General features: G+C 71.0%; 18 protein-coding genes and 1 tRNA gene. 15 read left to right on the forward strand and 4 right to left on the reverse strand.

Translation table 11 applies throughout. The annotated features are described in order from the left end of the window. The first annotated feature begins 17 nt into the window (after positions 1-17). The 13 genes from tadA (at position 18) to OC550_RS20790 (ending at position 15,497) form a co-directional block, all read left to right on the forward strand. Positions 18-494, forward strand: a complete 477-nt coding sequence (tadA, locus tag OC550_RS20730) for a tRNA adenosine(34) deaminase TadA (protein ID WP_262107840.1) — start codon at positions 18-20, stop codon at positions 492-494. Between the two features lie 55 nt (positions 495-549). Further along, positions 550-639: transfer RNA gene (locus tag OC550_RS20735), tRNA-Ser, on the forward strand. An 88-nt stretch (positions 640-727) separates the two neighbouring features. Further along, positions 728-1,570 carry a thioesterase family protein gene (locus OC550_RS20740; RefSeq protein WP_262107841.1) on the forward strand — a complete coding sequence of 281 codons (843 nt, stop codon included), beginning with the start codon at positions 728-730 and terminating at the stop codon, positions 1,568-1,570. Positions 1,571-1,725: 155 nt separating this feature from the next. Further along, positions 1,726-3,084, forward strand: a complete 1,359-nt coding sequence (locus OC550_RS20745) for a flotillin family protein (RefSeq protein WP_262107842.1) — start codon at positions 1,726-1,728, stop codon at positions 3,082-3,084. Positions 3,085-3,118: 34 nt separating this feature from the next. After that, complete coding sequence (locus tag OC550_RS20750) at positions 3,119-3,586, forward strand: 23S rRNA (pseudouridine(1915)-N(3))-methyltransferase RlmH (protein WP_262107843.1); 468 nt, start codon at positions 3,119-3,121, stop codon at positions 3,584-3,586. Between the two features lie 83 nt (positions 3,587-3,669). Then, complete coding sequence (locus OC550_RS20755) at positions 3,670-4,257, forward strand: hypothetical protein (RefSeq protein ID WP_262107844.1); 588 nt, start codon at positions 3,670-3,672, stop codon at positions 4,255-4,257. Positions 4,258-4,341: 84 nt separating this feature from the next. Next, positions 4,342-5,082, forward strand: a complete 741-nt coding sequence (locus tag OC550_RS20760; RefSeq protein ID WP_262107845.1) for a YcnI family protein — start codon at positions 4,342-4,344, stop codon at positions 5,080-5,082. Positions 5,083-5,151: 69 nt separating this feature from the next. Further along, entirely contained in the window at positions 5,152-5,820 is a 669-nt protein-coding gene (locus OC550_RS20765; RefSeq protein ID WP_262107846.1) for a DUF4232 domain-containing protein, read from the forward strand. Between the two features lie 88 nt (positions 5,821-5,908). Continuing rightward, the gene (locus tag OC550_RS20770; protein WP_262107847.1) at positions 5,909-10,825 is read left to right on the forward strand and encodes a DEAD/DEAH box helicase; all 4,917 of its coding nucleotides are present in this window, start codon (positions 5,909-5,911) and stop codon (positions 10,823-10,825) included. Then, complete coding sequence (locus OC550_RS20775) at positions 10,818-11,624, forward strand: Fpg/Nei family DNA glycosylase (protein ID WP_262107848.1); 807 nt, start codon at positions 10,818-10,820, stop codon at positions 11,622-11,624. The genes OC550_RS20770 and OC550_RS20775 overlap by 8 nt, the downstream gene beginning before the upstream one ends. Before the next feature lie 28 nt (positions 11,625-11,652). Then, positions 11,653-13,605 (forward strand): DUF6541 family protein, encoded by a 1,953-nt coding sequence (locus OC550_RS20780; protein WP_262107849.1) that lies wholly within the window; start codon positions 11,653-11,655, stop codon positions 13,603-13,605. A 34-nt stretch (positions 13,606-13,639) separates the two neighbouring features. After that, positions 13,640-14,572: an RluA family pseudouridine synthase gene (locus OC550_RS20785; protein WP_262107902.1), complete on the forward strand. Its 933-nt coding sequence runs from the start codon at positions 13,640-13,642 to the stop codon at positions 14,570-14,572. Between the two features lie 22 nt (positions 14,573-14,594). Next, positions 14,595-15,497, forward strand: coding sequence for an FRG domain-containing protein (locus OC550_RS20790; protein ID WP_262107850.1), 903 nt, complete (start codon positions 14,595-14,597; stop codon positions 15,495-15,497). Between the two features lie 20 nt (positions 15,498-15,517). Here OC550_RS20790 and OC550_RS20795 read toward each other — a convergent pair whose 3' ends face one another. Further along, positions 15,518-16,036: an O-acetyl-ADP-ribose deacetylase gene (locus tag OC550_RS20795; protein ID WP_262107851.1), complete on the reverse strand. Its 519-nt coding sequence runs from the start codon at positions 16,034-16,036 to the stop codon at positions 15,518-15,520. A gap of 46 nt (positions 16,037-16,082) precedes the next feature. Here OC550_RS20795 and OC550_RS20800 point away from each other — a divergent pair, with 46 nt between their 5' ends. Beyond that, the gene (locus tag OC550_RS20800) at positions 16,083-16,787 is read left to right on the forward strand and encodes a DedA family protein (RefSeq protein ID WP_262107852.1); all 705 of its coding nucleotides are present in this window, start codon (positions 16,083-16,085) and stop codon (positions 16,785-16,787) included. Positions 16,788-16,986: 199 nt separating this feature from the next. Then, positions 16,987-17,733, forward strand: a complete 747-nt coding sequence (locus OC550_RS20805; RefSeq protein ID WP_262107853.1) for a DUF427 domain-containing protein — start codon at positions 16,987-16,989, stop codon at positions 17,731-17,733. Between the two features lie 50 nt (positions 17,734-17,783). Here the strand turns inward: OC550_RS20805 and OC550_RS20810 are convergent, their stop codons facing one another. The 3 genes from OC550_RS20810 to OC550_RS20820 are packed head-to-tail and all read right to left on the reverse strand — an operon-like array spanning position 17,784 to position 20,460. Continuing rightward, positions 17,784-18,092 (reverse strand): hypothetical protein, encoded by a 309-nt coding sequence (locus OC550_RS20810; RefSeq protein ID WP_262107854.1) that lies wholly within the window; start codon positions 18,090-18,092, stop codon positions 17,784-17,786. Between the two features lie 56 nt (positions 18,093-18,148). Beyond that, positions 18,149-19,699 carry an aldehyde dehydrogenase family protein gene (locus tag OC550_RS20815; protein WP_262107855.1) on the reverse strand — a complete coding sequence of 517 codons (1,551 nt, stop codon included), beginning with the start codon at positions 19,697-19,699 and terminating at the stop codon, positions 18,149-18,151. Further along, positions 19,696-20,460, reverse strand: a complete 765-nt coding sequence (locus OC550_RS20820) for an HD domain-containing protein (RefSeq protein WP_262107856.1) — start codon at positions 20,458-20,460, stop codon at positions 19,696-19,698. The genes OC550_RS20815 and OC550_RS20820 overlap by 4 nt, the downstream gene beginning before the upstream one ends. Positions 20,461-20,465 lie beyond the last annotated feature (5 nt).

Raw genomic sequence — 20,465 nt, forward strand, 5'->3', positions numbered from 1 at the left:
TGGGCGAGAATGGGGCAATGACCGAAATGGACCGCCGGCACGGCGCCTGGATGGAGTTGGCCCTGGCCGAGGCCCGCGCGGCACTGGACACGGCAGACGTGCCGATCGGCGCCGTCGTTATTGGCCCGGACGGTGCGGTGATCGGCACCGGGCGCAACGAGCGCGAGGCGCGCCACGACCCCACCGCGCACGCCGAGGTGGTCGCCATCCGGGAGGCCGCCGGGGTGCTGGGTTCCTGGCGGCTAGACGGCTGCACCCTCGTGGTCACGCTGGAGCCGTGCGCGATGTGCGCCGGTGCCACGGTGCTGGCCCGCATCCCCTCGGTGGTCTTCGGGGCATGGGATCCCAAGGCCGGAGCGGCGGGGAGCGTCTTTGACATCCTGCGCGAACGCCGGCTCAACCACTGGGTGGAGGTCTACCCCGGCGTGCGCAAGGACGAGTGCGGCGACGTCCTGCGCCGCTTCTTCGAGGCCCACCGGGGCCAGCACAGCTAGCCGACAAGGACGTTTTGGGTCATTGGGCCATCACCCGGTAAAGTTGGTCTGCGTTGGTGACGTGTCCGAGCGGCCGAAGGTGCAACACTCGAAATGTTGTTTGGTGTAACAGCCAACGTGGGTTCAAATCCCACCGTCACCGCCAGCTAGTGCACAGCCCCGCCCCGGTTATCCGGTGCGGGGCTGCTGCTTTGTCCGGCGCCTTTGCCCCGCCCTGTCATTACAGTGGGAGGATGGCCGACTCCATCATGACCTCTGCCACCGAGCACATCGGCGCGCAGAGCGAACCTGTTCCGGATTCCTACTACGTCCGGCTGGACGCCACCCGCTTCCACTCCACGCTGCATTCGCAGGGCGCCTGGAACGACCACGAACAGCACATGGCGCCGGCGTCCGGCCTGCTGGTCCACGCCGTGCAGCGCAACCATCCGCGGCCTGAGATGGCGCTGAGCCAGGTGACCTTCGAGATCCTGGGCATCATTCCGGGCGGCGAGGTCGAGGTGACCACCGAGGTGATCCGCCCGGGGCGCACCATTGAACTGATCGAGGCGACGATGAGCGGCAACGGCCGTCCGGCCATCCGGGCCTTCGTCTGGCGGCTGCTGACCGGGGACACGGCGGAGGTGGCCGGGGGCGACGGCGGCGCCCTGCCTGCGCCGCATGAGTGTCCGCCCGCTGCGGTCAGCTCCGTCTGGGACGGCGGGTTCATCCATTCGACCGAGTTCCGCAGCGTCGCGGACCGCGGTCCCGGAAACGGGGCAGTCTGGGTCCGCGGCCCGTACACCCTGGTCGACGGCGAGGATTCCGAGCCCGTGGCGCGTTTCCTGGCGTTCGTGGACACCGCCAACGGCATCGCCGTCCGCCAGGATCCCAGGGAGTACATGTTCCCCAACGTCGACCTGACCGTCCACCTGTTCCGCCAGCCTGCGGGCGGCTGGACGGGGTTGGACACGCGCGTGCACTTCGGGCCCGACGGGGTCGGGCTGACGGCCTCGGACCTCTTCGACGAACAGGGCCTCGTGGGACGCGCCGCGCAGATCCTCACGGTCCGGAAGTTCCCCTCACCCGAAGGCTAGGCCGGCATGTGCGGCTTGCCCTTTCCACAGCCGGAATCACGGGACGATAACGCCAATCGGCCGGCGGCTAGGATCGGAAGCGGGGGTACCGGCGTGATGCGAATCCGCGGCGGTCACCGCATCATCCGTCCAGTCTCAACGAAAGTCGCATCGCCATGGAACTTGGCTTATTGGCCGCCATCGTCGTCATTGTCCTCGTCGTCCTGGTGGGCATCATGCGTGCCTACCGCGTCGCCGGCCCGTCCGAGGCACTCATCATCACCGGCCGCGGCGGCCAGGAGGACCAGAAGGTCGTCTCCGGCGGCCGCGTCATCGTCTATCCGTTCGTGCAGCGGGCCTACAGCATGTCGCTGGCCTCCCGGCAGATCCGGGTGGACATCGAAGGCATCTCCAAAAACGGCATCCAGCTGCAGCTGACCGGCGTGGCCCAGGTCAAGGTCGGCGGGGACGACGTCTCCATCCGGCGGGCCGCCCAGCGCTTCCTCAACCAGCAGGACCAGATCGACCATTACACCCAGGAAATCCTGGCCGGTTCGCTGCGCGCCGTCGTCGGCACCCTCACAGTGGAACAGATCATCCAGGACCGTGCCTCCTTCGCCGCCTCCGTCTCGGAGGAAGCGGAACATTCGATGAACAACCAGGGGTTGGTCATCGACACCTTCCAGATCTCGTCGGTCGACGACCAGGGCGACTACATCACCAATATGGGCCGCCCGCAGGCCGCCGAGGTCGCGAAGCTGGCCGCCATTGCCGAGGCCCAGGCAACCCGGGAAGCCGCCGAGGCCCAGGCCCTGGCGGACGAGAAGGTCGCGGTGGCTCAGCAGACGCTGGCGCTGAAGCAGGCCGAGATCAAGGAAGAGACGGACGCCCGCCTGGCCAGCGCCAACGCCGCCGGCCCGCTGGCCGAAGCCGCCCAGCAGCAGCGCATCCTCGAGCAGGAGGAGCTGGTGGCCGTCCGGCAGGCCGAATTGAAGGCCAAGCAGCTGGACACCGAGGTCCGCCGTCCGGCCGATGCCGAGCGTTACCGCCAGGTCCAGATCGCCGAAGCCGCGAAGGCCGCCGCGTTCCTGGCCGCCGAGGCTGAGCTGGCGCGCCGCCGGGCGGACGCGCAGGCGGTCGAGCTCGAAGGCGCCGCGCACGCGGCGGCCGTCCGTGCCCAGGGCGAGGCCGAGGCGTCCGCCACCCTGGCGAAGGCCGAGGCGTACAAGCAGTTTAACGATGCCGCCGTACTCGACCGGATGCTGGCCACGCTGCCGGAGGTCGCCCGCGAGCTCGCGGCTCCGTACGGCCAGATCAAGGACCTGACGGTCATATCGAACGACGGCGCGGGCAAGCTCAGCCAGAGCGTGACCGCCAACCTCGCCGAGACGCTCTCCATGCTCAAGTCGCTGACGGGCGTCGACCTGGCCGACCTCGCGCGGAACCTCGCCCACAAGGACGGCAGCCGGACCGCCGCGCCCGAGCGCTTCTCGGAGGCCCCGGTCCTTTCCTCGAACGGGGAAAGGAGCCACTGATTCCCGACCGGTCGGCGGCTGGGACAATGGGTCCATGTCCCTGCGCATCCTGACCATCGGCCGAAAGCATGAGAGCTGGGTGGCCGAAGGGATCGACCGCTACGAGAAACGGCTGAAGAAGCCCTTCGATGTCACGTGGCTGCCGATCCCCCACTCCGCCCGCGAAAATGACGCGGCGCGGAAGGAAGAGTCCACCCAGCTCCTGGCCAAGCTCTCCGGCAGGAACGCCGGCGACTTCGTCATCCTCCTGGACGAGCGCGGCAGGAACATCGATTCCCCCTCGCTCGCCCGGACCCTCCAGGCCCCGTTGGACAGCTCGCGCAACGTCACGTTGATCATCGGCGGGGCCTACGGAGTGGACGAGACCATCCACCGGCGCGCGGACTTCGTCTGGTCCCTCTCCAAGCTCGTCTTCCCGCACCAGCTGGTGCGGCTGATCCTCATCGAACAGCTGTACCGGGCTCAGGAAATTGCAAGCGGCCGTCCCTACCATCACCAGTAGCCGCGGAATCCGCGGCTACGGAGTCCGCGGCTAATGCAGCTAGACTTTTACGAATTGTAGAAACGGGCGCAGAGGAGGCGGCCATGGAGAGCAAGGCACCGCTGCGCCTGCTGCGCGCGGGCGGGTTCAGCGCCGCTGCCTTCTGCCTCTCCGCCGCCGCCCACGTGGCCGGCGGAGGCACCCTGCCGGCCACCGCCGTCGTTGTTGCCCTCGGCGCGCTGACCCTGTTGCCGGTCATGGTGCTGGCCGGACGGAAACTTGGCGCCGCGACCACGGCCGCCGCCCTCGGCGCCAGCCAGTTGCTCCTGCACCAGGCCTTTACCGTCCTGAGTTCGACGTCGAACTGCACCGAGGCGGGCGGGCACAGCCATGCGGGGGCGGGGTCCCTCGATTGCGTCGCCGCGGCTTCGCACTCGGCTGCCGATCACGGGGCAGCCATGCTCGCCGCCCATGTGATCGCCACGGCCTTCATCGGACTAATGCTGGCCCGGGGCGAAGAAGCGCTCTGGGCGCTCGCAGCCTGGCTGCGCCCCCTGGTCCGGCTGCCCTCCGCCGTCGTCCAGCCTGTGCCCGGCCGCCCCAGCCCGGCTGCGACGCCGCGGCTGCTGCGCACGCTGTGCCAGCTCGAACTCCATCCGCTGCGCGGGCCGCCCGCGCCGTCCTTTCAGTAAGCAATACCGCCCGTTCGGGCACCATCACCGCGCGCCTCCTCGGCGCACCCTGCGCCACTCCGGCGCGCCCTGAAAGGACTTGCCATGAAAACCACCCGCTTGGCCATCCGCACCTCGCTCGCCGCTGCCGCCACAATCGGCCTGGCCGGCCTCGGCGCGGGCTCGGCCTCCGCCCACGTCCACGTCAATCCGGACAGCACCGCCGCAGGATCCAGTTCAGTGCTCGGCTTCGACTTCGCCCACGGCTGCGAAGGATCGCCCACCACCAAGATCGCCATCACGCTGCCCGAGCAGCTGGACGATGCGACGCCCACCGCCCACCCCGGCTGGACCGTGGAGAAGGTGACCGAAAAGCTGGACGCACCCAAGAAGGTCGAGGGCGGTGCCTCCGTTACCGAGCGTGTCAGCCAGATCGTTTACACGGCGAAGGAGCCGCTGGCGGACGGCGTGCGGGACGTGCTCTCGGTGAAGGTCCAGCTGCCCAACGCCGAGGGCGAGACGCTGGCGTTCCCGGTGCTGCAGACCTGCGAAAAGGGCTCCACCGACTGGGCACAGGTGGCCGAAGAGGGACAGGACGGCCACAACCTCGAATCCCCGGCGCCGACCCTGATTGTCACCGCCGCGCAGGCCGAGGACCACGGCCACGTTGCGGCTGAGCCGGCCGCACAGGAAGGCGCTGGTACCGGTACCGAGGCGGCAGCGTCCACCAGCCCGGCGGGCGACGGCGGCGCAGGCGCCGCGGGCTGGGTCGGGCTCGGCGCCGGCCTGCTGGGGCTCGCCGCCGGCGCCACGGCGCTGGCACGGACCCGCGGGCTGAAGAAATAATCCTGCCTTTCGGCGCGTCCCGGGTCCGCTTCCGTTGACTCGGGCCCGGGGCGCGGTAAGGGTGGAGGCATGGTGAAACGAGTTATTGCGCAGGCATCCGCCGCGGTATCGGTAGTCGGTCTGGCCCTCCTGCTCGGCGGCTGCGGCCAGCCTCAGGAAACCGCGCCGGCCGAGACCACACCGGCGTCGTCTCCTGCCTCCACCCCGGCGGGGTCCGACTCGTCCTCCGCTCCGGCCGCCGAATCCGTCCCCGGCACGACTGCTGCTGCGCCGGAAACTACCGCCGCTGCGCCGGAAACCACCTCGGCGGCGAAAAGCGGCGAGTGCAAGGCCGACCAGCTGGCGGCGGAAATCCGCACGGAGCCGGGCGGCGGTGCGGCGGGCAGCGTCTACCGCAGCTTCATCGTCACCAACACGGGCTCCGCCGACTGCACAGTTCGCGGCTATCCCGGCGTTTCCTATGTGGGGGCCGCGGACCAGCAGATCGGTGCACCCGCGGACCGCGATCCGGCGGCCAAGCCGGTGACCGTGCCGCTGGCTCCCGGCGCCTCTGCCGTGGCCCAATTGCAGCAGACCAATGCGGACAACTACGGCCCCGAATGCGACCGGACGGACGTCGCGGCGGTGCGCGTCTACCCGCCCAACGACACGGCCTGGCTGGAGGCGGCGCAGCAGACGGTCGGCTGCGCCAACGACGAGATCGTGCTGATGACCGTGGGAACCTTCCAGCCGGCCTGACTCACCATGCAGCGCGGCCCCGATTCTCCGGCTGCCGGCGGCCGGGAGAATCCGAATACTGTCGGTCCCCGGGCGTAGGCTGGGCACGATGGGACAGCAGCCAGCCGCCGCAGCGGTTTTGGACCGTTTCACGCCGGCCACCCGCGAGTGGTTCGCCGGCGCATTCCGTGCGCCCACGGACGCCCAGGCCGGCGCCTGGCAGGCCGTCTCCTCGGGCTCGCACGCCCTGGTCGTTGCGCCCACCGGTTCGGGAAAGACCCTGGCCGCGTTCCTCTGGGCGCTGGACACGTTCATCGCGAAGGCGGAGGTTCCGGCCGAACTACCGCCCGGGGACCTTAAGCCTGCCCGGAAGAAGCCGCCCAGGAACACCGGCACGCGGGTGCTGTACATCTCGCCGCTGAAGGCCCTCGGCGTGGACGTCGAACGGAACCTGCGCGCCCCGCTGATCGGCATCACGCAGACCGCCAAGCGCCTCGGCCTGCCGGCTCCGGACATCACCGTCGGCGTCCGCTCCGGGGACACCCCGGCCAACGAACGGCGCCGGCTCCTGACCCACCCGCCGGACATCCTGATTACGACGCCGGAGTCCCTGTTCCTGATGCTGACCTCCAAGGCGAGGGAGACTTTGGCGGCGGTGGACACCGTCATCATCGACGAGGTCCACGCCGTCGCCGGCACCAAGCGCGGCGCCCACCTGGCGGTGTCCCTCGAGCGGCTGGACGCGATGCTGCCCGGCCGCGCGCAGCGGATCGGGCTGTCCGCCACCGTGGAACCGCTGGACACCGTCGCCCGGTTCCTCGGCGGCAGCGCGCCGGTGGAAATTGTCGCGCCGCCGGCCACCAAGTCCTGGGACCTGACTGTCACCGTTCCGGTCGAGGACATGACCGCCCTGGCCGCGCCGAGCCAGGAAGAACTCGGCCCCGGCGCCCAGCCGGCGTCGATCTGGCCGCACGTCGAAGAGAAGATCGTGGACCTGATCGCCGCCAACCGGTCGACGATCGTCTTCGCCAACTCCCGCCGGCTGGCCGAGCGGCTCACGGCTCGGTTGAACGAGATCTGGGCCGAGCGGCTGGCCCCCTCCGTCTGGGATGAGGCGGCGCCTTCCCCGTCCCCGGACGGGCCGGCTGCCGAGGCTGGAACCGCCCCGGTTCCTGCCCCGGCCAACCCGCCGGCTCAGATCATGGCCCAGGCCGGTTCGACGTCCGGCGCCGAGGCGGTGCTGGCGCGGGCGCACCACGGTTCAGTCAGCAAGGACCAGCGCGCCCAGATCGAGGATGACCTGAAGACCGGGCGGCTGCGCTGCGTCGTCGCCACGTCGAGCCTGGAGCTCGGCATCGACATGGGCGCGGTGGACCTGGTAGTGCAGGTGGAGTCCCCGCAGTCGGTGGCCAGCGGCCTCCAGCGCGTGGGCCGCGCTGGGCACCAGGTCGGCGAGACCTCGCAGGGCGTGCTCTTCCCGAAGCACCGCCAGGACCTGGTCAACACCACGGTCACGGTGGAACGGATGCTCGCGGGCAAGATCGAGCCGCTCTTCATCCCGGCGAATCCGCTGGATATCCTGGCGCAGCAAACCGTGGCGGCCACCGCCCTGGGAAGCATCGACGTGGAGGAATGGTTCGACGTCGTACGCCGCTCCGCGCCCTTCGCCACCCTGCCGCGCTCCGCCTATGACGCGACCCTGGACCTGCTCGCCGGGCGCTACCCCAGCGACGAGTTCGCCGAGCTGCGCCCGCGGATCGTCTGGGACCGCGTCGCCGGCACCATCACCGGCCGGCCCGGAGCGCAGCGGCTGGCCGTCACCTCCGGCGGCACGATTCCGGACCGCGGGCTCTTCGGCGTCTACCTGGTCGGCTCGGAGGACCCGGGAACGGTCGGCACCTCCAAGAGCAGGGGCGGCCGCCGGGTCGGCGAACTCGACGAGGAGATGGTCTATGAGTCCCGGGTCGGGGATGTCTTCGCGCTCGGCGCCACCAGCTGGAAGATCGAGGACATCACGCATGACCGGGTGCTGGTCTCCCCCGCGTTCGGCCAGCCCGGCAAGCTGCCCTTCTGGAAGGGCGACTCTCTGGGCCGCCCGGTGGAGCTCGGCCGGGCCCTCGGCGCGTTCGTCCGGGAAGTGACCGCCGCCGCGCCGGAGACCGCGCTCGAGCGGCTGCGGGCCAGCGGGCTGGACGACTGGGCCGCGGACAACCTGACCGCCTACCTGGCCGAGCAGCGCCAGGCCACGGACGTCATCCCGAGCGACCGCACGCTGGTGGTCGAGCGGTTCCACGACGAGCTCGGCGACTGGCGGGTGGTGCTGCACAGCCCGTTCGGGCTGCCGGTCCACGCGCCGTGGGCACTGGCCGTGGGCGCCCGGCTGCACCAGCGATACGGAATGGACGGCTCCGCGATGGCCGCGGATGACGGGATCGTGCTGCGGGTGCCGATGATGGAGGATGAGCCGCCGGGTGCGGACCTGTTCCTCTTCGACCCGGAGGAGCTGGACGCGATCGTCACCGCCGAGGTGGGCGGCTCGGCGCTGTTCGCCTCGCGCTTCCGCGAATGCGCCGCCCGCGCCCTGCTGCTCCCGCGGCAGAACCCGGCCAAGCGCACGCCGCTGTGGCAGCAGCGCCAGCGGTCGGCCCAGCTGCTGGACGTCGCCCGGAAGTACCCGACCTTCCCGATCGTGCTGGAAACCGTGCGCGAGTGCCTGCAGGATGTCTACGACCTGCCGGCGCTGAAGGACCTGGCCGCGGCCATCGGGCGGCGCGAGCTGCGGCTGGTGGAGACCGCCACGCCGCAGCCCTCGCCGTTCGCCCGCTCGCTGCTCTATGGCTACGTCGCCTCCTTCCTCTATGAGGGGGACTCGCCGCTGGCGGAGCGCCGCGCCGCGGCGCTCTCCCTGGACCCGACGCTGCTGAATGACCTGCTGGGCCGCGCCGAACTGCGCGAGCTGCTGGACGCCGGCATCATCGCGCGGACGGAGCGGGAGCTGCAGCGGCTCACGGAGGACCGGAAGGTGCGCGGCGCGGAGGGCATCGCGGACCTGCTCCGGCTGCTGGGACCGCTAACGACGGCGGAGGTCGCCGAGCGCGTCCGGCCTCCGGAGGCTGAGACGACGGAGGGAGCCGGGCCCGGTGGCCCGGAGGCGCTGGAGGGGGCCGGGCCCGGGGACATCGGGCCGAACGGCGCCGGGCCCGGGGACATCGGGCCGAACGGCGCCGCTGCCGCTGCGGCCGGCTCGGCCCATGCTGCCGATGTGGAGCCGCTGCTGGCGGAGCTGGCGCAGGCCAACCGCGCGCTCAAGGTGGGCATCGCCGGCGTTGAGCGGTGGGCGGCCATCGAGGATGCCGCCCGGCTGCGCGACGCCATCGGCGTCCCGCTGCCGATGGGCGTGCCCCTGGCCTTTATCGAGCCGGTCGCGGATCCGCTCGGGGACCTGGTGGGCCGGTACGCGCGCACGCACGGTCCGTTTACCGCGCCGGAATGCGCCGAGCGGCTCGGGCTGGGCGTGGCCGTGGTGGACACCGCGCTCCGGCGGCTGCTCAAGGACGGCCGGGTGGCGGACGGGGAGTTCCGGCCGCCGGACAGCGAACGGCCGCCGCAGCCCGGCGTGACCGAGTGGTGCGATGTCGAAGTCCTGCGCAGGATCCGCCGGCGCTCGCTGGCCGCGCTGCGCCAGGAAGTGGAGCCGGTGGACGCCGCCACCTACGGCCGGTTCCTGCCGGTATGGCAGAACGTCGGCTCCGGCCTGCGCGGGCTGGACGGAATCGCCACCGTGGTCGACCAGCTCTCCGGAGTGCCGATCCCGGCCTCGGCCTGGGAGCCGCTGGTCCTCGGCTCCCGCGTGGCGAACTACGCGCCGGCGATGCTGGACGAGCTCATGGCCACCGGCGAGGTGCTCTGGTCCGGCGCCGGCTCGCTCCCCGGCAACGACGGCTGGATCAGCCTGCAGCTGGCCGAGAACGCGCCGCTGACGCTGAACCCGCAACCCGACTTCGAGCCGAGCGTGCTGCAGTACGAACTGCTGAACGTCCTCTCAGCCCAGGGCCAGTACGGCGGCGGCGCGTTCTTCTTCCGCCAGCTCGCCGACGCCCTCGCCGCGGCCGGCACCCAGGCCGCGGACACCGACGTCGTTACCGCCCTCTGGGAACTGGTCTGGGCCGGGCGGATCACCAATGACACCTTTGCCCCCGTGCGGGCGCTCCTCGCCGGCGGGAGCACGGCGCACCGGCAGCGGCCGTCCGCGCCGCGGGCACGCTCCGCCCGGCTGGGACGGATCGGCCGGATGCACACGCTCGGCGGGTCCGGGCTGCGGCCGGGCCAGGCGGGCGGCCAGCCGCCACGCGGTGCACCCCCGCTGGCCGGCGGGCGCTGGTCGCTCCTGCCCTCCCCCGAGCCGGATACGACGGTCCACGCCCACGCGACCGCCGAGCTCCTGCTGGACCGCTACGGCGTGGTAACCCGCGGGTCGGTCGTTAGCGAGGGGGTCCCCGGCGGCTTCGGGCTGCTGTACAAGGTGCTGGCGAAACTGGAGGAGACCGGGCGCTGCCGCCGGGGCTACTTCATCGAGCACCTCGGCGCCGCGCAGTTCGCGGTCCCGGCGACGGTGGACCGGCTGCGGTCCTTCAACCGGGACGCCCAGCTGGCCGAGCAGCCGCGGGCCGCCGTCGCTTTGGCCGCCACGGACCCGGCGAATCCCTACGGGGCCGCGCTGCCCTGGCCGGCGCAGGACGGCGGGCACCGGCCCGGCCGCAAGGCGGGCGCGCTGGTGGTGCTCGTCGACGGCGAACTGGTGCTCTACGTGGAGCGCGGCGGCAAGACGCTGCTAACCTTCACCGAGGATCCGGAGGACCTCTCGCTCTGCGCCGCGGCCCTGGTGGCGGTGATCCGGCGCGGGGCCGCGGACAAGATGGCCGTGGAGAAGGTCAACGGCGTCCCGGTGCTGGACACGGAGGCTGCGCGGGCGTTGACCGGCGCCGGTTTCTACACCACGCCGCGGGGACTGAGGTTCCGTGCCTGAAGGGGACACCATCTGGCGCACGGCCGGGGTCCTGCAGCGTGCCCTCGCCGGACAGGAACTGACGGCGTCGGACTTCCGCGTGCCGCGTTATGCCACGGCGGACCTGGCCGGCAACACGGTGGACGAGGCGGTCTCGCGCGGCAAGCACCTGCTCATCCGCACCAGCGGGCCGGCCGGTGCCCTGAGCATCCACTCGCACCTGAAGATGGAGGGCAGCTGGCGGGTCTACGCGCCGGACCAGCGTTGGAACAAACCGGCCTTCCAGGCGCGGATCGTGCTGCGGACGGCGCAGGCCACCGCCGTCGGCTTCCTGCTCGGCATCCTCGACCTGCTGCCCACGGCGGAGGAAGGCAGCGCCGTCGGGCATCTCGGACCGGACCTGCTGGGACCGGACTGGGACGCCGCCGAGGCGCTCCGCCGGCTGACGGCACAGCCGGACCGGGCCGTCGGCCTTGCGCTGCTGGACCAGCGGAACCTGGCCGGGATCGGCAACGTCTACCGCGCCGAGCTGTGCTTCCTGGCCCGGGTCCATCCGTTGGCCCCCGTCGGCCGGGTGGCGGAGCTGCCGCGGATCGTGCAGCTCGCCAAGACCTTGCTTGAGGCGAACAAGGACCGCAGCCGCCGCAACACCGTCGGCGGGCCAGGCGGCCGGAATGCCAGCCCGGTCTGGGTCTACGGGCGGGCCGGAAAACCCTGCCTGCGCTGCGGCACGCCCGTGGTCCACACGTTGCTGGGCGACACCGAGCTCACCGAGCGTGACCTGTACTTCTGCCCGCGCTGCCAGCCCGAGACCATATGATGAGCAGCAGAAACATACGAGGGGGACAATGACCTGGGTCGAGACCATTCCGGCCTTTGTGGTGGCCGTGGTGCTCATTTTCGGCCCCGGCCTGATCTGGGGTGCCGTCCTCGGCCTGCGCCGCCTGACGCTGGTAGCGGTGGCCGGGCCGTTCAGCGTCACCGCCATCGTGGTCGCGGCCGAGCTGGGCAATCTAACGGGGTTGCCCTGGTCGTGGCCGCTGGTGCTGACGGTCACCGTCTTGGTGGCGGCCGCGCTCTGGCTGCTGCGCCGGCTTATGCGCAACCGCCTGCACCACGCACATGTGGCGGGCGCGAGCCCGGCTCCGTGGCGGACCGTGCTCATCACGTGGGCCGTCTCCGCCCTCCCGCTGGCCGCCTACATCCTGTGGATCATCGGGGCCCCGGAGAACATCGCGCAGTCCCACGACAACATCTTCCATCTCAACGCCATCCGCTACATCGCGGACACGTCCAACGCCTCCTCGCTGGAGCTGGGTTACCTGGGCGCCATCGACGCGGGCATCTTCTACCCGGCCGGCTGGCACGACGTCGTCTCGCTGGTGATGATTACCAGCGGCGTGCCGGTCCCGGTGGCCATCAACGTGACGAACCTGGTCATCATCACCGGCATCTGGAGCACCGGCTGCCTCTTCCTGGTCAGCCGGCTCACCGGCGAACGCATGATGCCGCTGCTGGTGGCCGCGGTCCTTTCCACCGCCTACAGCAGCTTCCCGTACCTGCTGCTGGAATTCGGCGTCGTGTATCCGTTCATGCTGTCCATCGCCATGCTGCCGGTGGCGCTCGGCCTGGTCATCCAGCTGCTGCGGATAGGCCAGCCGTCGTCCATCTCGGTGGAGGGCAACCTCGTCCTGCTCGCCGGCCTGCTGCCCGGCCTGGCGCTGGCGCACCCCGCCACCATCATGGGGCTGCTGGCCCTGGCCACGCCCATGGTCATCGCTGCCGCCTACGGCCTCTACCGCGGCGGCACCCGCCGCGACAAGCGCAATGCCGCGCTCGGCGCCGTCGCCTACCTGGTCGTCGCCGGGTTCCTCTGGGGACTGCTGCGGCCCGCAAGGAGCAGCTCCGCCAACTGGGACGACCTCGGCAACGTCCTGCGGGCCCTCTACGAAGTCGTGTTCCATGCCCCGCTCGACCGCCCGATGGCGGTCCTGGCGACCGCGCTGACCATCGTCGGCGTCGCCGTGGTCCTCAATGTCCGCCGGGACCGCTGGACCATCGGCGTCTACCTGGTCGCGGCGGTGCTCTTTGTCGTGGGGAACTGGAAGGAAGCGCCGGAGTTCCGCTGGCTGGTCTCCGGCATCTGGTACAACGATTTCTTCCGCATCAGCGCCATGCTGCCGGTGGCCGGCATCCTCATCGCGGCCCTCGGCGGCGTCGCCCTGGCCGGCACCGCCCGGTCCTTCTTCCGCGCCTGGCTCGCGCGCCGCGACAAGAAACAGCCGCCGTGGCTCCGGCCGGTGGCCGCGGCAGTCCTCACCGTCGTCGCGCTGGCGGTCGCACCGCTCTTCGCCGCCCAGCGCGGTATCGAAGACGCGGAGTTCAAGTACCGCTTCACGGACAGCTCGTACCTGCTGACCACGGACGAACTCGCCCTGATCAAGCGCATCCCCGAACACGTTCCGCCGGGAGCCGTGATCGCGGGCAACCCGATGACCGGCGCTTCCCTCTCGTACTCCTACACGGACCGTCCCACCCTCGTTCCCTCCGGCCAGAGCTCCCCCACCACGGAGGGCCAGCTCATCATGGGCCGGCTCGACGAGATGACCGGGGATCCCGCAATCTGCGAGGCCGCGCGCGACCAGAGCGTCCGGTACGTCCTGGACTTCGGCAACAGCTCCGTGCACCCGGGCGAGACTTCAGTCGCCGCCGGGCTGCAGGACCTCACCGAAGCCAATGGTTTCAAGCTCATCGATTCCCAGGGCCGTGCCGCCCTGTACCAGGTGGTCGGCTGCGGCTGAGGTGCGGGGGCCGAGCCGGTACCCTTGATGGGTGATGGAATCCCCGCTTCCCGTGCGCGATGGCGTCAACGCCACCCGCCTGCGCCTGCCCGCGACGGGTCCGTGGGAGACGGCGCTGGACTACATGCTGCACCGCTGGGGCCACGTCGACCCGGACGGGATCCTGGACCGCTTCGACCGCGGCGAGATCGTCGGCGAAGGCGGTGTCCGGCTCGACCGCAGCACGCCGCTCGAAGCCCATACCTTCATCTGGTACTACCGCACCCTGCCCGCCGAGGAGCGCCTGCCGGTGGAGCTGGGCATTCTGCACCAGGACGAGAACATCCTGGTCGTGGACAAGCCGCACTTCCTGCCCACCACCCCGGGCGGCACCTACATCCAGGAGTCGGCGCTCGTCCGGCTCCGCCGCCAGCTCGACCTGCCGGACCTGATCCCCATGCACCGGCTGGACCGGCTGACCGCCGGGGTGCTGCTGTTCTCCACCAACCCGGCCACGCGCGGCAAGTACCAGGTGCTGTTCGAGAAGCGCCAGGTCGCCAAGGAATACGAGGCGATCGCCCCCGTATCCGAGGAGCTGGAGTTCCCGCGGATCGTCCGGAACCGCATGGTGAAGTCGCGGACCTACCTGCTCGCCGAGGTCGTCGACGGCGAACCGAACGCCGAAACCCGCCTCGAACTCGCCGCCGAGCACCAGGGGCTGGGCCGCTACCGGCTGCTGCCGCACACCGGCAAGACGCACCAGCTCCGCGTCCACATGGCGTCGCTGGGCATCGGCATCCTGCACGACCCGTTCTACCCGGTGCTGCTGGACAAGGCGCCGGACGACTTCACCCGCCCGCTGCAGCTGCTGGCCCGGGGCATCGAATTCACGGACCCGCTCACCGGCCGCGCAACCGGCTTCCGCAGCCGGCTCGAACTCTCCGAATGGGCCCGGGCCGCCGAGCCGGAGCCGGCGCTGGCCGGCTGATCAGGAAGCGAAGGGAGCCGCCATGGACAACGTCGTCGAGGTGGATGAGAATGACCTGTTCGGCCTCCTGGAGGTCCTGACCAGCGGCGACTGGCAGCCTTCGCGACACCGGACACGCCTCCCGGTGGCCTACCGCGGCCATTCTGCCGCCGCCCATGACCTGAACACCGGGCTGTTCCGGTTGCGCGGGGACTCAAGCGCCGCCGTCGAACCCCATATTCTGCGCAACTTCCGCAAATACGCGCACCGTGACACCTCACCCGGCGATTCGGACTGGAACTGGCTCAGCGTGGCCCAGCACCACGGCCTGCCCACCCGCCTGCTGGACTGGTCCCACTCGCCCTACGTCGCCCTGCATTTCGCGACGCGGCTGCCCGAGCGAAACCAGGAGGCGGGCGCCATCTGGTGCGTGGACTACGCGGCGGTGCACGAGCTGCTGCCCGACGAACTGCGAAGCGTCGTCGAGCCGTTGGGTGGCGGCCTGTTCACTACCGAGACGCTGTCCCGCGCGGCCTACACCCTCACGGAGTTCGATCGTTTCCGGGACGACGACGGCGAGCGCATCCCCTTGTTTTTCGAGCCACCTTCGCTGGACGAGCGGATTGTCAACCAGGCGGCTATCTTCTCCACCATGTCCGGCCCCGAAGCCGGGCTCGGCGCTTGGCTCGCGCGCCATCCGGAGCTGCACCGGAAAGTCATCATTCCGGCGAGGCTCAAGTGGCGCGTCCGGGACCATCTGGACCAAGTGAATGTCACCGAACGGGTGCTGTTCCCCGGGCTGGACGGCCTGTCGCTGTGGCTTCGGCGCTACTACAGCAGGCGGGACCAGGACTTGCAGCAACAAAACAACGACGGCGGCGCCTCGGATTCAGTCCAACGTGTCATGCCCGCGGTCCCCGAGTTACCGGGCCCGCCGGCTCCTTAGCCCCTCCCCCTGCGGGGCAGTTACGCGGCAAGCTCGGCGTGCACCGAGCGGAATACCTCGGCCAGCCCGGCCGAAAACAGCACGAACTCCACGACCTGCACACCGCCGTCGTACGCCAAAACCTCCGTCAGCCCGACCCGCGCTACGGTGTCCGGCTGCCAGCCGTAGATGCCGGCGCTGATGGCCGGGAACGCGACGGAGAGCGCGCCGAGCCGGTCCGCGACCTCGAGGCTGCCGCGGAAGCAGGAGGCGAGCAGCGCCGGATCGGTCTCGCCGGCATGGCGGTTGGGCCCCACGGTGTGGATGACCCAGCGGGCCGGCAAGTTGAACGCCTCCGTATGCACCGCGCCGCCCGTGGGCAGGCCCTGCGGGTAGGGGCCGGTCCGCAGTTCGCGGCAGGCGGCGAGCAGTTCGGGCCCGGCGGCGCGGTGGATGGCGCCGTCCACTCCCCCGCCGCCGAGCAGCGACGAGTTGGCTGCGTTGACAATCGCGTCCACGTGCCGCCGGGTGATGTCGTCTTCGAGGATCCGGATCTCCACGCTCCCCAGTCTGTCACCGCGCTGGGCCGCGGGGTAGGTTGTTGGGGTGGAGATCCCCGAGGGGCCGTGGCAATGGCTCTACTATCCGATGACCCTGGTGCTCGTCATCGCGGACGCGCCCGTGCCGGCGTCGCCCTCGGAAGTCCTGGTGATCGGCGGTGGCACGCTGCTGGCCCACGGCGAGCTCCTCCTTCCGCTGGTGGTGCTTACCGCCTTCGCGGGCAGCTTCGGCGGCGACGCGCTGCTGTTCCTGCTGTTCCGGGGCGGCCTCAATGCCTGGCTCAACCGCTGGCGCTGGGGCCGACTGGTTGACCGCGGCGTGACCGCGGCGCTGCAGAAGGCCGGCGAGTCCTCCACCTACGCAGCCATCGTCGCGGCCCGCTTTATTCCGGGAGGCCGGACCGCGTCGGTGGCGGCCGCCGGGCTGGCCGAGGTGCCGCTGAAGCCGTTCCTGATTTCCTCGGCATCGGGCTCGGCCATCTGGGCTGTGTGGATGACCGGGCTGGGGCTCGCGAGCGGACTCGCCACGGACCTGCCGCTGTGGGCCAACGTTGCGCTGGGGACGCTGGTCGGCATACTGGTGGGCATGGTCCTTGCCGCCGTCATCCGCCTGCGCCGCCGGTCCGCTGCCCTCCGGGCGGTGCCGGCGGGCTGCCGCCGTCCCCACCGACCGCGCCACCGTCCCCGCCGGCCCGGCCACAGTCCCCGCCGGCCCGGCCACAGTCCCTGCCCCGCCTCCGAGCCGCGGTAGCCGCTTCCGTCGGTTCCGCTCCCCGGCTCCGTTAGGCCCTACTTCCGCCGCGCCCGCGGCGTCCTGGCCACGGACAACGTCCTCCGGGCCGCGGTGGCGCTGGGCCTGGTGCTCTGCCTGCTGGCCGGCGCCCGCGGTGCCGGGCTGCTCGGCCCCTCAACCCGTGCGCGGGGCCGGGCAGCGGCGTAGACTGCCGCGCATGTATACACCGGAGCCTTTTGCCGAGCCCTCCCCGCGCCGGATCCGGGTTCGCCTAGGCGGGTCCCTGATCGCCGACAGTTCCCGCGCCCTGCTGCTGGTCCAGTACGGCAAGACCGGCCTGCCGACCTATTACCTGCCGCTCGAGGATGTCCGTCCGGACGCCCTGTCCGGGGAATCGACGGCCGGCGGACAGACCCGCTGGACCGTCACGGCCGGGAACAAGCGCGCCGACGCTGCGGCGTGGACCTACCCCGATCCGAGCGGCCCCACGGCGGCGCTGGCTGGCCACGTCACCTTCTCCTGGCGCCAACTGGAGTGGTACGAGGAGGATGAGCGCGTCCTCGTCCATGCCAGGGATCCGTACAAGCGCGTGGACACCCTGCGCAGCTCGCGCCGCGTCCAGGTCTATGCCGGGGACACGCTGATCGCCGACAGCATCCGGCCGCTGCTGCTCTTCGAAACCCACCTGCCGACCCGCTACTACCTGCCCTTCGAGGACGTGCGCACTGAGCTGCTCGAAGCCAGCGACACGGTGACCAGCTGCCCGTACAAGGGCGAGGCCCGCTACTGGTCCATCCGGGCCGGGGACACGTTCGTCCCCGACGCCGCCTGGAGCTATCCGGCGCCCATCCCGGAGAACCCCAAGATCAAGGACCTGCTGGCCTTCTTCAGCGAACGGACCGACCTCGTGGTGGACGGCGAACGCCTCGAACACCCGGACACCGCCTGGTCACTCCCCCAATAGCGACGGCGGCGCCGGGCTCTTAAGTTCTAGCGGCGGCGTCGCCAACGCCGTCAGGCCAGCGGATGCCAGCGGCCGCGGCTGCGGCGCAGCACGGTCAGGTTCCGGCTGTGCGCGACCTCTTCCACGGCGTCCTGCAGATCTCCGGCAGCCCGGAGCGCCTGCCGGTTCTCGTCGTCGTACGCCCCCGGCTCCACCGTGAAGCGCACGGTGATCCGCGGGACTCCGCCCACGACATCCAGCTGGTGCCCTTCCACCACATGGGAGGAGCCGACGGCGTCCGTGGCCGCCTCCATCACGCTGGGCGGGGTGTGGTCCGGACGGAGCCCGGTGATGTCGAGGCGGGCTCGGAAGGACGGCATGGGCCTACTGTAGCGAACGCGGGCGGACAGGAAGAGCTGCGAAGAGCAGCGCCCGGCTACTTCCGGTGGATGGACTTGTAGCAGAGGTAGGCATTCAGCCCCTCGATCCCGTATTCGGTGCCGAGGCCCGAATCGTGCCGGCCGCCGAAGGGTGCCGAGTGGTTCGAGGCGAAGAAGTTGATGCCGACCGAGCCGGTGTCCATCCGGTCCGCGACCGCCAGGGCCGCATCCTGGTCCTGGCCGAACACGAGCCCGCCGAGTCCGAACTCGGTGTTGTTGGCCAGCGCGACGGCCTCGTCCACGTCGGAGTACTTCAGCACGGAGATCACGGGGCCGAAGATCTCTTCTCGGGAGACCCGCATGTCCGGGGTGACGTCGGCGAAGACCGTGGGCTCCACGAAGTAGCCGTGCTCCAGTCCGCCGCCGAGCCGGGCGGCGCGGCCGCCGGTGGTGGCGCGGGCGCCTTCGGCCAGGCCGGACTCCACGTACTCGAGCACCGTGCGGTACTGCGACGCGGTGGCCGCCGGGCCGAAGACCGTGGCGGGATCCAGCGGGTCACCCTGCCGGCCGGCCGCGATCGTCGCCGTGACCATGTCGACCACCTCGTCATAGCGTCCGGCGGGGGCCAGGATGCGGGTGGAGATGTAGCAGGTCTGCCCGGTGTTGCGCATGCAGGAACGGATCAGCACCTGGGACATGGCGTCCAGGTCGGCGTCCGGCAGCACCACGGCGCTGGACTTGCCGCCGAGCTCCAGCGTGACCGGGCGCAGCAGCTCACCGCAGGCCGCGGCGATCTTCCGGCCCACCGGGGTCGAACCGGTGAACGCCACCTTGTCCACGCCCGGGTGCTTGACCAGCGCGTCGCCGAGCCTGCCCGACCCGGTGACCAGGTTGACCACGCCGGCGGGCACGCCCGCGGCGGCCACGGCGTCGACAATAATCCGGAAGGACAGCGGCGTCGGGGATGCCGGCTTCATCACCACGGTGCAGCCGGCCAGCAGCGCCGGCGCCAGCTTGATCACCATCAGGTTGATCGGGAAGTTCCACGGCGCAATCAGCGCGCAGACCCCCACCGGATCCCGGCGGACCACGGACTCGCCGCCGCCACGCGGGAAGGGCCGCACGTCCTCGCGCTCAAGGTAGTCGGCCAGGGAGGCGAAGTACCGGAGGATGCCCGCGGCATTCGCAGCCGCGCCGGAGGATTCGGAGACAGGCTGGCCGTTCTCGCGGGTGTTGGTCAGCGACAGCTCGGTGGCGCGCTTCTCCACCTCATCGGCGATCCGCAGCAGGTAGGCGGCGCGTTCCGAGGGCGCCAGCCGTGGCCATTCGCCGTCGAACCCGCGGCGCGCGGCTCCGACGGCGGCGTCGATGTCCTCGGCGGTGCCGTCCGGCACGGAGCCCCAGACCTGGCCGGTCGCGGGGTCGGTGACGTCGTTGCGTCCGGTGCCCGCCGCCGTCCTCCAGGCGCCGTCGATGAAGACGTCGTCGACGTGGGTGTACGGCAGGGACAGCGCGGCGCGCGCGTCGATCGCCGGGCCGGAGAACGACGACGGCGCCTGGCCGGGTGCCGGGTTGGCTGCCTGCGGGGCATGCGGGATGGTAGTCATCGGATCACTCCAGTCTTGAGCAGCGCGTTGGAGCGCGCCAGGTCCGCCGTGCCCATCTGCACCGCGGCATCGGTAATGAGTTCCGGGATGATTTCGGCGGCAAGCCGGTCCGTGTAGACGTCCGGGGTCATCCCGAACCAGGACGAGGCCAGCGCGATACCGGCGTGGTCGAAGCGCCACAGCCGGTCGGCGTCGCGGACCAGGGCGTCCTCAATCGAGTACGCCACGTGCCGGGTGTCGTGCCCGTCGATAATCTCGCAGACGCGCTCGATGAACTCCGCCGAGTACCCGAGGCCGGGCAGCACGCGGCGGGCGACCTTGCAGCCTTCGGCCTCATGCTCGTACCGGATCGCCGCCTTGCGCCAGTCGCCGGTGAAGCCCTCGGAGAGGATCCGGGACTCGTCCACGTGCGCCCAGCCGGTGTCGTGCAGCACGATCGTCACGCGCACCAGCTCCGCGTCCGCCTCCGGGTGGGCCCGGCAGAGCCGCTCGGCGTAGGCCAGCGAGATCGGCAGGTGGATGTCGTTGCCGCGGGCGCGGGTCTCGGACACCACGGTCTTCCAGAGCCGATCGAGGTCCGTCGCGGCCGGGGTCAGCGACGCCGGCGAGGTGTCCACCGGGCCGGTGGCCGGAACCGGACGGACCGGATGGGATTCGGCGAACGCCCGGGCGCGGGGGTCCGCCGCGTGGGCGCCGGGGTCCTGCCCGGGCCAGGCGGGCGCGCCGTCGTTGGTGTGCGTCTGCGTTTCGGGGGTGCTCATCAGTT

The organism is Arthrobacter sp. Marseille-P9274 (genome assembly GCF_946892675.1).
Lineage (GTDB): Bacteria > Actinomycetota > Actinomycetes > Actinomycetales > Micrococcaceae > Crystallibacter.